Origin of the sequence: Glutamicibacter sp. NPDC088483, from assembly GCF_044753145.1 — a bacterium.
Classification (GTDB): domain Bacteria; phylum Actinomycetota; class Actinomycetes; order Actinomycetales; family Micrococcaceae; genus Glutamicibacter.
Window position 1 is genome coordinate 83,150 of sequence record NZ_JBIVMP010000004.1, and the last position, 12,100, is coordinate 95,249.

Consider the following 12,100-nt stretch of genomic DNA (forward strand, 5'->3'; position numbering starts at 1 on the left):
TTCAACGAGCTCAGCTAAAGAGCAACCCGAAGCCGATGTTGCCTAAGAATCAGCGACTGCGCCTAGCGCAAGACCTTACAGCCACTGTACGTTCCGGCGTCCGAAGCGGACGCCGGAACGTCGTGCTATATGCACGGCACCGAGAAACCGAAGAGTTCCTTGGTGACAGGTTTGGATTCATTGTTTCCAAGGCTGTAGGTATTGCCGTTAAAAGGAACCTCACCAAACGACGAATGCGGGAAATCGCCCACGAGCTGCGGCGCGTGGACGGCGACGTCGATTTCGTCTTCCGTGCACTTCCTGGCGCCGCCGAACTCTCTTGGGAAGAACTCAACTCCCAGGTCAATTCAGCCTTCTCCGCTGTTTTGCGCAAGATTGAGGCGCGCTGATGCGTAAGGACTTAGCTCCGCGTACCGGTTTGCTGTGGTTCATCATCGATATCCCACGCAACATCGTTATCGGGCTGCTCAAGACTTACCGAAAACTCATCTCGCCACTATATGGCGATGTATGCCGATACTTTCCTAGCTGTTCTGCCTATGGGCTCGAAGCAGTGACTCAGCACGGCGTTGTCAAAGGCGCCGGATTGACCACTTGGCGGATTCTCCGATGCAATCCGTGGTCCCACGGAGGCGTCGACCACGTTCCTGAGGGACCGAGGATTTGGCCAGAAGGCAAACTGCCGAGGATCATAGTTCTGAATCATCCTGTGATTCCCGACGATGAAGACGCCGCGGAAAGCGGCCGCAAGGAGCTCGACCACTGATGAACAACTTCCTAGACACGATACTGACTCCGTTTACGTACGTAGTCTCGTGGGTTCTGTGGGCATTCCACGAACTGTTCACCGCGATTGGAATGAACGGGGATTCGGGTGTTACCTGGACCTTGTCGATCATCTTCCTCGTGCTGCTGATCCGTACTTTGCTGATCCCAGTGTTCGTCAAGCAGATCAAGTCCCAGCGCGCGATGCAGGCACTGCAGCCTGATCTGCGCAAGCTGCAGGCCAAGTACAAGGGCAAGACCGACCAGATGTCGCGCCAGGCTATGGTTCAGGAGCAGCAGGCGCTGTTCAAGAAGCATAAGACCAACCCGCTGTCTTCCTGCTTGCCCCTGCTCGTGCAGATGCCGTTCTTCTTCGCGCTGTTCCGCGTTCTGAACGAAGCCTCCCGCGCCAGCGATGATGGACGTTCGATCGGCGCTCTGTCCGCTGAGCACATCCGCAGCTTCGACAATTCCTCGATCCTGGGCGCTCCGCTGTCCGAGACCTTCTTGGGCACCATCAATTCCGGTGCCATCAACTGGGCAGTGATCATCGTTGCGGTGGTCATGATCCTTGCAATGACCGCATCGCAGTTCTTCACCCAGCGACAGCTGATGACCAAGAACATGAGCAAGGAGGCCCTCGAGGGCCCGTTCATGCAGCAGCAGAAGATGATGCTGTACATCCTGCCCCTGGTCTTCGGTATCGGTGGTATCAACTTCCCAATCGGTGTGCTGATTTACTGGACCGCTTCGAACCTGTGGACCCTGGGCCAGCAGTTCTGGGTTATCCGCAACAACCCGACCCCTGGTTCGGAAGCAGAGCGCGAACTTAACGTTCGCCGCGCCGCCAAGGGCCTGCCTCCAGTAGGCGTGAAGAAGGAAGACGCTGACGCCGCTGCCGCCGCCGCGGCGGAGCAACAGGCCAAGGGCCAGCGTGAACAGCCGCAGCGCAAGAACCGTCGAAAGAAGAAGTAGCCATGACTGCAACTGAGAACATCGACGCACCAGAACTGGAAAACCAGATCGAAGACGACCAGGAAGTTCTGGACGAGGGCGACGTCGCCGCCGACTACCTCGAAGAGCTTCTGGACATTGCAGATCTGGACGGCGATATCGACATCGAGATCCGCGGTGGCCGCACCTACATCTCGATCCTTGCCGAGGACGCAGACGCCTCGTTGGAGAGCCTCGTAGGCAAGGATGGAGAAGTCCTCGATGCCCTCCAGGAACTCACCCGGCTGGCAGTGCTCACTGCTACCGGTGAACGTTCGCGCTTGATCCTGGATATTGCCGGCTACCGCGCAGAGCGCGCAGAACTGCTCCGCAAGATCGCTGAAGATGCTATTGCGTCGGTACGCGAAACCGGCGAGAAGACCCACTTGGATCCAATGAGCGCCTACGAGCGCAAGCTCGTGCACGACGTGATCGCCGATGCAGGACTGCACTCGGAATCCGAGGGTGAATCGACCCGACGCCATATCGTTATTTCGGTACTGGACAGCTAAGAACCATCACGCGAGAGCGTGCTGATCGACCTAAGGACCAACGACCATGACTGAGGACCTCAGCCTTACTGCAGAAGAGACCCTGGCTGCCGAGAAGATCTTCGGTGACCGCCTGGATCTTGCCAAGCGCTATGTGGAGCATCTGGCGACCTCGGGCATTGAGCGCGGGCTTCTTGGCCCACGGGAAGTACCCCGTCTGTGGTCCCGTCACGTGCTCAACTGCGCCGTGATCGAAGAGGTCATGGAGAAGGACGCCGAGGTAGCCGACGTAGGCTCCGGTGCTGGCCTTCCAGGGCTCTGCTTGGCAATCGCCCGCGCGGACCTCAAATTGACGCTTATTGAGCCTCTGGAGCGCCGCTGCATCTGGCTCTCCGAGGTTATCGATGATCTGGGTCTGGACAACGTCACCGTGATGCGTGGCCGTGCAGAGCAGATGGTCGACGTCGTCAACGCACGCTATGTCACGGCCCGTGCCGTATCTGCTCTGACCAACTTGGCTGGACTGACTATTCCATTGCTACACGGACAGGGCGAGCTCATCGCCATCAAGGGCCGCTCCGCTGTCGAAGAGATCGCTAAGGCTACCAAGGCGATCCGCAAGCTTGGCGGCAGGGAAACCGAAGTGCTCACTGTGGGCGAAAGCATCCTTGCAGAGCCAACCACGGTGGTTCGCATCAAGGTTGGCTAAGGTTGACGCGATAGTCTGTTAAATAGTTATAGAAGCGAAATGGCTTTCATCCTCATAGTTTTCGAGGATGAAGCCATTTCGCAATCTGCATGACTTGTTTTGAATGTTTCACGTGAAACATTATCGGTGCACGCCATGAGCATTAGGTGCATCAATTCACGAGGAGGAGTTTTACCTTTGTCTAAGACTAAGGATTCATCGGATAGCGCGTTTGATTTCAACGACTCGTCCTCGCCTTTGGCTACTCAGATAGCTAGTGAACATCGTCGTCGCGAAGCTTTGGAGGCCCGCAAGGTGCCAATGCCTGAGAAGACCCGCTATTTCACCATTTCCAACCAGAAGGGTGGCGTAGGCAAGACGACGACCACGGTCAACCTTGCCGCCGCCCTGGCCAAGGGCGGGCTAAACGTCCTGGTCATTGATATCGACCCGCAGGGCAACGCTTCTACCGCGCTGGGCATTGAACACCACGCTGAAGTAGACAGCATTTATGACGTGTTAATCAATGATCTTCCATTGGCTGACGTAGTAGCCACATGCCCAGACTTGCCAACCCTGCAGGTCGCTCCTGCAACCATTCACCTGGCAGGCGCTGAAATCGAGTTGGTTTCATTAGTAGCCCGCGAACAGCGCCTGCAGCGCGCCCTGGATGACTACGCGCGTACCCGCCAGCGCAAGGGGCTGCCTCGCTTGGACTACGTCTTCATCGACTGCCCACCAAGCCTAGGCCTGCTGACCGTTAACGCCTTCGTTGCCGCTCGTGAAGTTCTCATCCCTATCCAGTGCGAGTACTATGCGCTCGAGGGCCTGAGCCAGTTACTGAAGAACATTGAAATGATCCAGAAGCATTTGAACTCCAAGCTGACGGTTTCGACGATACTGCTGACCATGTACGACGGTCGCACGAATTTGGCCGCGCAGGTCGCCAACGAAGTCCGTGAGCACTTCCCAGAGCAGGTGCTCAAGGCCGTCATCCCTCGTTCGGTACGAATCTCTGAAGCGCCGAGCTACCAGCAGACCGTCATTACTTATGATCCAAATTCGACTGGTGCATTGTCGTACTCCGAAGCAGCCGTAGAGATGGCTGAACGAGGCGCTTAAGACCTTATAAATACGTTTCACGCTGAAAAAGATCATCCCCTTAGATTTTCGTTTGTTTTTCCAGATCTATCTGATGCGGATGCGAGATTCGTACGGTGGGAGCCACAGCTGACGCACTGTGCGCATCCCCGGTTCAAAGCCAAAAAACAGTAGACTAGTCTCGGGCTGAAATTTCGGATGAAAGGGCGTGCGAAGAACATGGCAGATAAGAAGCGGGGATTGGGCAGGGGACTGGGTGCCCTTATTTCCAGCTCACCGGCGACGGCGGCTCCTGAAGAAAACCAGAATGTTTCACGTGAAACAGCTCCTGTAGAACCGGCCGCGGAAGCGTCGAAGACGCGCGCTACACGTCCTGTCGATATGTTCTTCGAACCGGGACGCAAGTCTTCGGCACCTAAAGCGCCAACCACTCCCGCAAAGCCGGCAAAGCGCGCTCGCGCAACTATGCCTGGCTTGAATACAACTCTTGGGGGAAAGAATACCTCTGCACCTCAGGAAGACGCATCAGCTGAGAGACCAGCACCTAAGAAGACCGAGCCGCAACCTGTAAAATCAGACTCTCCCGATCTTGTCGAAGTTCCTGGCGCACAGTTCGCTGAACTCGACGTCCAGCTGATTCACCCAAATCGCAAGCAGCCGCGTACCAACTTCGATCAGGAGCACATGGATGAACTCATCCATTCGATCCGCGAAATTGGATTGCTTCAACCTATCGTGGTCCGCCCTTCCCGCGAGAAAGATGACGCTCCGTATGAGCTGGTCATGGGTGAACGCCGTTGGCGCGCGACACAGGCGGCTGGCCTAGCGACTATCCCGGCCATTATCCGCGACACGCATGACACCGATCTGTTGCGCGACGCCTTGCTCGAGAACCTGCATCGCTCACAACTGAATCCACTGGAAGAGGCCGCTGCTTATCAGCAGCTTCTAGAAGAGTTCAATTGCACCCAGGAAGTGCTTTCAGAACGAATCGGACGATCCCGTTCGCAGATTTCCAATACGATTCGCTTGATGAAACTACCTCCACTCGTTCAGCGTCGTGTTGCGGCTGGCGTTCTTTCTGCCGGTCATGCGCGCGCGTTGCTAGGACTGTCGAACAACGAAGTCATCGAGCAGCTGGCTCAGCGAATCATCAATGAGGGCTTGTCCGTGCGCGCGACCGAAGAAGCAGTGGCACTCAGTGACGACAAGCCACGAAAGCCAGCAAAGAAGGCGCGAGAGACCCAGCGCAATGAACGCCTGGACTTCCTGGCAACTTCGCTCGCGGACCGCTTGGACACTAACGTCAAGATTCAGCTTGGCAGCCGCAAGGGCAAAGTCAGCATCGAGTTCGCTTCGGTGGATGATCTGAACCGCATCATGCAGGTTATTGATCCGACTATGAACTCGTAATTTCATGTACTGGCGCATGTTTCACGTGAAACATGCGCCTTTCGTGTATCTAGAGCCTGTGTTTCACGTGGAACAAATACTCCATGCGAGGTTACTGCCAACCAAGTATGAGGGCGGCACATGGAGATGAATCGTTGGTGGGTAGGAAACCGCTGCTGTTCATAAACGGATACTTAGGTGTGCCCGCATAGCTTTCGCATCAAATGGATCATGAACCACAGCAAGCATAAAACTGATTGTTGGCATCCGCCGTTGGCTTATCAAAGAGGGAACGTACACGCCGATGGCATGAGCACGAAGTAGCCACGACACTGTCCAGAAATGTAGAGAAAGCAGGACACACCGTACCAGGTTCGGGATTGGCACCGCATCGCTGAGCCGAGCCCTTCACCTCGCTTCGTAACCATTCTCCGATGCCTGCTCCTGAGGATCAGCGAGCCATTCAGTTTAGGTCACCGAAATGCCTCCACTTAATGAATTCAACGGAGAACGGGAAGAGGATAGAACGCATGATTCGACCCGCCTGGCTGCGGGAACTACCCCCGCGGATACGGATTTGGGCAGCCAGTATTCTGCTTGGTAGGACATCCGGGGCGATAGGTGCCGCATTTGGTGCACAGTATTCCGGCTACCTTCCAGTGCGAAGGAGAACACAAGGTGCGATCAGTAGAGACACTGATGGTTTTCGCGGTCTATCCCTGCCTGGCTCTACTCCATCTAATGCGCAGTGGCATGTGTCAGCCATGCTTCTTAGATTGTTCGAGGACTGATGTGCAAGGGAGCCAGGATGCTGTCCGCAACTGAGCACAACTCCGAAAACATTGGACCGAGAAGCCGTATCGGGCGATTCCAAGGGTATGTTTCATCGTTCTTGCTTAGGGCAGATATGCAACGGCGTTGAGCAAGGACTGCATACAGCATATTCTGGAACAGCAAGATCAGATAGTCAGGCATACCGTGATGACTCTCTGAGCAGCAAGGTGGGCGTGTAGCGACGCCACGAGAGCCGGGAGTCGGGTAGGGGAGAGGAAGGCTCGCACGAAGGCCGTGAAGGGCCAAGGAAGGCCGCTATGGACTTATGGCAGGACCAACCGGGGGCAAGTTCGGAGGGGTGCCAACGCTAACTGAATGCTAACCATTGAACGACTTTTGAATATTCACCCCACCTGATCCATTCAACAGACATTCTGAGGGAAGGATCAATGTGGAACAGTACGCAGAGATCCGTCGACTGCATTGAGCAGAAAGCGTGCCAATAACGGCGATCTCGCGGCGACTTGGCATCCCACGTAACACCGTATGCTCAGCATTGGCAGTCACCGAGTCTGCAAATGACCTGTAGACGAAGCGTGGTTCCATCGCTGACGCTTTCGAACCAGAAACCCGCAGGCTGGTCTGCGAGTATCCGCGCATGCCGGCGACGGCCATCGACGAACGAATCGAATGAACGAATTCCATCTCCACGTTGAAGAACCGGGTCGCACTGCTATGTCCGGAATACACGAACGTGGGCCCTGCGGACCGGCTGGTCCACGAATCAGGGCAAGCCGCGCAAGTGGATCTGTGGTTCCCCAAGCTACGGACACCTGTCGGATCCGACCAGGCTCTGATGCTGCCGGAGCTGATGATGAGGCTGTCGCATTTGAGGGTGTTCAAAGCGCTGATGATTCCTAGTTGGCAATGCCCGGATCTGAGCGTTGGGATGTGGAGCTAGAACGACGATGATGACGCGGTCCTCAAGAGCAGAATCTGGGACCGTGAATCCGCGATTCGGAAGCAAAAGGAAAGACACGGAAGCCAATTCAGTGCTTGCCGAGCCGCTGGCTAGCAGGACCATTCTGGCTCCACCGAGAGATTCTGAGTTCAAAGAGCAAACCGAATGCAACCAGTTGCTTGAATCCTCTTCCCTTCAGAATCTCAGCAAACAGCTCGACGGGTGTCTACCGAAAGCCAATGTACACCGTTCAGCCCGATCCAGGTCCGGAGCATCGACCGGTCGCCGTAGGCTCTAGGCACAATGATCATCTCGCCTTCGATGCCATCAGTACCGGGCTCAGCCATCGGGCACGATGGAGAAGGACCTATAGCATGAGTCTGGGCCGCAATAATTATTTGGTGCATCCTTCAGACATTGGCCGGATTGTTGATTCCACGGTGACCATGGATAGAGGGTCTGCGGCCAGTTGGTGGTGGCTGATCCTCCGCGGTGCTGGACAAGCTGAATATTGGACTTTTCGAGAGCCGCCAGTATTGCGGTTCTGAGCCACCCAGTATTCTGTCCGCGCGCGCCGGTGGTTGCGTCTTGCTGATGGATGAGTGGCTTTTGGATCCTCCAGCCGGCGGGTTGCTGAGAATCATCTTCGAGCTCATAGGGTGGCGGTATGACGCTGCATCCACCATTTTCTGTACGCAGTACAAGCAATCGGATTGGCGTGCCCGGCTGGACGCTGGTGCGATGGCCGACGCGATCATGGATCATGTCGTGCACGATACGATTTGGGTTGAGACCGGTGGGCTCAACATGTGTGAGGTGTACTCTCGGCCGGAGCATTAGCCACGGGGCGTTGATTCGATGGAATCCTCGTTCAGGACTGCCTGCCGGACTGATGATCCGGCAGGTGGCTCTAAGGGAGACTATTGGGTGGATCTGAACCACAATAACGACTGGCCCAGAAGCGCAATATTGGGTGGCTCTCAAACCACCGAATATTCACAAGCACCAGATGATTACCGATCCGGCACATGTGCAGATTACTGCGTTGTGCGTTGAGCAAGATCCGACGCACAACCGTTATTTGGCCACGACCACGGCCGCGTGGTCGCGTCACGCTAGGTATCGGCCGGCAATAGAATCCCTTGCCTGGACATCCACGACTTTCATGATGACCAGTAATGCGTACTTCGGAAGAAACGATTGAGCAGTTGGCGAGAGCCATGAAAATGCCATCAATCTGTCGGACGTGCAAGTAGCATGTTGATCCAGCACATGATGAGGGATGGAATCGTGAAGCCTGCCGGGCCAGGACGGCGATCATCCCGACAGCTATGCTCGTGACCTGTAGAGGACCGCCATGGGCGGTGAATACTAACTCGCGTATTGCGCTGGGTGTCAAAGCCTGCCGGCAGTGGTATCCAATGCTCTTCGATGAACAGCTCTGGCTGCGCGTAAAGGTTGGTGGCGGCGCATCACGGAGGGAAATCGACTCATGAGTTGCTGCGTCTTATGCAATACAAACTGTTGATCATCGTCAAGGTGGATTACGTTCCATTCGGTGCTGCGGCCGTTGATGCAGCCGATCGTTATTAACAGAAGTCGGTGCTAACCAGGTTCAATCCGCCGATTGTCCGCTGGGGTGAGGCCAATGGTGCCGAGGTTGATGCCTCGGCGAATACTGATTGCTTGGTTCACCCTGAGGAGAGGCTGTCTTCGCCTAACCATCCATATCGGGCGAAGAACCGTCCGGTTTGCTGACCAATGCCGAGCTGGCGTAGGGAGAATTGGACGGTACAGGTCCGATTCCGTTTGACGATAAGAAGGCGATCTTCAGTTGGCGTTGCGGGCATGACCGGAACTTCTTATGTCGAATGCGCCATGCCGTGCGATGGGGGAGTGGTACTAGCTTTTCCCGAAGCCATTACGCGCACCCTGAGCCAGGGCACGCTGATGAGAATCAACGACTCCATTAAGATTCCTGACGCAGGTGTGGGATTAACATTGGTGCGCACCCTTGCCGAACCGACATCCAGATCTCTAGAAATCCGAGTTCGAGCTGTCATGAAATCGTGTCACCGTCTCTCGAATTTCTTGAATCGGCGACTGCGACTGGTGGGGAGCGGAACCGCAACATGGACACTGAAAGCAGCTGCCTTGAAGCAACGTTTCACGTGAAACATAATCCAGACCGCCCTTCGAACCTGCTGACGTCTGCGAAGCGAAACGTGTTTCACGTGAAACAGTAACTAGACCGCCCTTTGATTGTCCTGAATTCAACGATGCGCTTGGTGTTTCACGTGAAACAACCAGAACGACATGAAAGCACATGCAGGTTTGACGTTGCACAGAATGGAGCGGCCACGCACGACCTGGGCACCCCGCCCCCGAAATGAATAGCTAATGATGCTATACCCACTACCCGCAGGCTGACAGCCTTTGCTGAGATGAGGCATAAGAAGCTTGCTGAATACATGCGTAGGCCTGTACGAGCGCCGGAGAGGACCTGTCTGGCCGGTGCCTACGTGAGAGGACAGTGATCAGTCTGCGGCTTGCGGCGCGGACATGAGGAAGTTCGTTCCAGCGCCAAAAACCCGGCGAGCACGCACGGCGTGCAGGAAAGTAAGAGCGTCGCGAGATGCCGAGGGATAACTTGACCCTTGGTCCCATGCGCGCGGAAGGTGAAGCCTGGATACGATCGTCCAACCACTTCAACGCCAGCAGCTGACAGGAGGAAATGACGCCAAGGCCCTAGGGAGGGGTCGAGGCAACAGATGGCCAGAAAGCCTTAGGAGTGACTTATGAGGCCGCAGAAGCGCGTCCTAGGCGGATGTATGGGTCTCCGGGAGCCCTGTCGGGCATGAGCGGCCCGGCAGTGCTCCAGATCCCGCTCATGAGCAAGGTGAGCGAAGGGAAATCCAGAAGGATCACAACCTTCAATCCAAGAGAGTAGGAGGATTAGCGGTGAAATAGGTTCACTAGAGTCTTCGCAAACCCGGCTCAACCCGCTCCTGCTTTTATCCCGGTCCGAAGGAACTATTCACTAGAAAAAAGCCCCAAGGTAACTAGCGCGGGCATTCGGACCAAGCTGTCCATGCACCAGCCGCGCAATAGGTAGGCATGATGCCGTGGAGTGCGAAGCCCCAGGTGCCGAAGTCCGTAGTAGTGATCAACCTAAATTTCTCAGGGTTGGAGAACTGGGCGAAGACCTCCATTAATTGAAAGGCAAGAGAACCTGAAGGAGGGAAGCGTGTGAATGAAAGAACTTATATGTGGGGTTAGTACTGGCCCTCGGGGAAACCGACTTCCCGAAAGATAGGTAGCGCGCTGTTCAGAGTTAGTTGATTGCACTAGGACCTAGTGCAGAATCGCAATGACCTGATCAGAGAGAAACCCCTCCGATCACTAGCAGATTGGAGATTCAGGCCTTCTCTTCGCGAGTCGACAGTAGGGCAACGAGCATGAGTCTAAGGCCTTTGTCCCTGATGCAGGTTCTACCGGCAAGCTTCGCCCCGATGGGTATGAACAGCTATTCAGCGATGATGTGGCTCGTTCGCTCCACGGCAATCGACCTCAGATTCATTCAATCTTCGACAGGTCGCACCTCATCATTACCCAGCGGCCCATGTGACAGTTGCGCAGTGGGTGATGACGTATCGGCACGAAACATGGTTTGGGCCGCAGCAACTGACTTACGACAACAACTCACAAGCCGAAAGATTCTGTTCTGCTTACTGCGTGCCAGTTTAGCCGGAGAACGTCCTCAGGAACTCGTTGCTGAACCGTTCGGACTTTGGAAGAGATAGCGTCATGGATTCTGACGATTGACGGCGAAACAGTAGGCTCAGTGAGCAACCAGTGGATACGCGGAAGGGGAGTGCTCCGCTAATTCCCTGGAACTCCGTTAGCCCTGGCAGTTCTCACTGCGCGTTGAACCCTCCCCAATAATCAAGACCAAGAGATGCTGTTCCAGCTAAAGACGCCCATGAAAACTGAGTGTCGCGGCGACACGGGGATGCGGCAGTCGGCATGGCCTGGATTACCCATGGACAGAATTTGACGCAATTTCGACCGGAAGCGGATAGTCCCATGAGGAATTGGTTTTGGCTGTCTCTCAGAAAGCACATCCAATCAGCTAGCATGTGCGGCGTATCCGGATGCGTTTCCGCGGCCCTTCACAGTGAAGTCTGGAATTGTGGGCCGAAGTTGAAGGGCTAGAAATACGGAGATTGCGGATCGCTGAATTTTGCATAGGACATCAAGATTCAGAATTCGGGAACCTGTCTAGGTGGCCAGAGAAACGATCAAATGCGAACCCGAACTTGCCGGGTCCATTGCTGAGCATGAAATGCGCATCTTGGCTGACGGGTGCCAAAGAACGGTGCAAAGCGTCATAGAACAGAGCCAGAATAATAAAAACAAATATTTTGCCTTGGATATTCGCAACAGCATGTCAAAAGAGCCTTCAGATGAAGAACCGGCTCAACCTGAGCTGGGGTAAGGCTCGGAAACGGCCAGAAAACGAAAGCAAGTGAACTTCTCGCGGCGCCACGGTTGAATAAGAAGTGGGGACCAACCTTGCGGTTGATCCCCACTTCAATCATGTTCTTGGCTTACAGGTATTCTGCGAAGTCCTTTTCGATGACAGCCTTCGGCTTGGCACCGATGGAAGTAGCGACATGCTCGCCGCCCTTGAAGACGTATACGGCTGGGATGCTGGTGATGCCGTACTTCGCGGCAATTGCCTGGTTCTCATCGACGTTGACCTTCACGACGTCGACCTTCGCAGCGTGCTCTTCTGCGATCTGATCCAGGATTGGACCGAGCTGGCGGCAAGGGCCGCACCATTCAGCCCAGAAATCGACGATCACTGGCTTGTCGGCATCCAGGACATCGGCCTGGAAGGTTGCTTCAGTTACTGCTTTTGCGTTGCTCATG

At 55.2% G+C, this 12,100-nt stretch carries 10 protein-coding genes; 9 read left to right on the top strand and 1 reads right to left on the bottom strand.

The features are described from left to right. Window positions 1-35 precede the first annotated feature (35 nt). The 9 genes from rnpA to ACIP6G_RS09570 all read left to right on the top strand — a co-directional run bounded on the left by rnpA (window position 36) and on the right by ACIP6G_RS09570 (window position 11,663). Window positions 36-389 carry a ribonuclease P protein component gene (gene rnpA / locus ACIP6G_RS09530; protein WP_105658694.1) on the top strand — a complete coding sequence of 118 codons (354 nt, stop codon included), beginning with the start codon at window positions 36-38 and terminating at the stop codon, window positions 387-389. Beyond that, window positions 389-766, top strand: coding sequence for a membrane protein insertion efficiency factor YidD (yidD, locus tag ACIP6G_RS09535; protein ID WP_105662201.1), 378 nt, complete (start codon window positions 389-391; stop codon window positions 764-766). Before rnpA ends, yidD begins: the two co-directional genes overlap by 1 nt. Then, the gene (yidC, locus tag ACIP6G_RS09540; protein ID WP_400289703.1) at window positions 766-1,740 is read left to right on the top strand and encodes a membrane protein insertase YidC; all 975 of its coding nucleotides are present in this window, start codon (window positions 766-768) and stop codon (window positions 1,738-1,740) included. Before yidD ends, yidC begins: the two co-directional genes overlap by 1 nt. 2 nt (window positions 1,741-1,742) lie before the next feature. Continuing rightward, complete coding sequence (locus tag ACIP6G_RS09545) at window positions 1,743-2,270, top strand: R3H domain-containing nucleic acid-binding protein (protein WP_133833763.1); 528 nt, start codon at window positions 1,743-1,745, stop codon at window positions 2,268-2,270. A gap of 46 nt (window positions 2,271-2,316) precedes the next feature. Next, window positions 2,317-2,958, top strand: coding sequence for a 16S rRNA (guanine(527)-N(7))-methyltransferase RsmG (gene rsmG, locus ACIP6G_RS09550; RefSeq protein WP_105662203.1), 642 nt, complete (start codon window positions 2,317-2,319; stop codon window positions 2,956-2,958). Between the two features lie 177 nt (window positions 2,959-3,135). Continuing rightward, window positions 3,136-4,059 carry a ParA family protein gene (locus tag ACIP6G_RS09555; protein ID WP_105658699.1) on the top strand — a complete coding sequence of 308 codons (924 nt, stop codon included), beginning with the start codon at window positions 3,136-3,138 and terminating at the stop codon, window positions 4,057-4,059. A 198-nt stretch (window positions 4,060-4,257) separates the two neighbouring features. Further along, window positions 4,258-5,451, top strand: coding sequence for a ParB/RepB/Spo0J family partition protein (locus ACIP6G_RS09560; RefSeq protein WP_400289706.1), 1,194 nt, complete (start codon window positions 4,258-4,260; stop codon window positions 5,449-5,451). Between the two features lie 2,206 nt (window positions 5,452-7,657). After that, window positions 7,658-8,005 (top strand): ATP-binding protein, encoded by a 348-nt coding sequence (locus tag ACIP6G_RS09565; RefSeq protein ID WP_400289709.1) that lies wholly within the window; start codon window positions 7,658-7,660, stop codon window positions 8,003-8,005. A 3,445-nt stretch (window positions 8,006-11,450) separates the two neighbouring features. Then, a complete protein-coding gene (locus tag ACIP6G_RS09570; RefSeq protein ID WP_400289712.1) occupies window positions 11,451-11,663 on the top strand; it encodes a hypothetical protein in 213 nt (70 codons plus the stop codon). Window positions 11,664-11,775: 112 nt separating this feature from the next. Here the strand turns inward: ACIP6G_RS09570 and trxA are convergent, their stop codons facing one another. Continuing rightward, window positions 11,776-12,099 (bottom strand): thioredoxin, encoded by a 324-nt coding sequence (gene trxA, locus ACIP6G_RS09575; protein ID WP_105656613.1) that lies wholly within the window; start codon window positions 12,097-12,099, stop codon window positions 11,776-11,778. Window position 12,100: the final 1 nt, after the last annotated feature.

Excerpts from the sequence above, each read along its gene's own strand:
- rnpA (WP_105658694.1), top strand. The coding sequence starts at position 36 with ATGTTGCCTAAGAATCAGCGACTGCGCCTAGCGCAAGACCTTACAGCC.
- yidD (WP_105662201.1), top strand. The coding sequence starts at position 389 with ATGCGTAAGGACTTAGCTCCGCGTACCGGTTTGCTGTGGTTCATCATC.
- yidC (WP_400289703.1), top strand. The coding sequence starts at position 766 with ATGAACAACTTCCTAGACACGATACTGACTCCGTTTACGTACGTAGTC.
- ACIP6G_RS09545 (WP_133833763.1), top strand. The coding sequence starts at position 1,743 with ATGACTGCAACTGAGAACATCGACGCACCAGAACTGGAAAACCAGATC.
- rsmG (WP_105662203.1), top strand. The coding sequence starts at position 2,317 with ATGACTGAGGACCTCAGCCTTACTGCAGAAGAGACCCTGGCTGCCGAG.
- ACIP6G_RS09560 (WP_400289706.1), top strand. The coding sequence starts at position 4,258 with ATGGCAGATAAGAAGCGGGGATTGGGCAGGGGACTGGGTGCCCTTATT.
- trxA (WP_105656613.1), bottom strand. The coding sequence starts at position 12,099 with ATGAGCAACGCAAAAGCAGTAACTGAAGCAACCTTCCAGGCCGATGTC.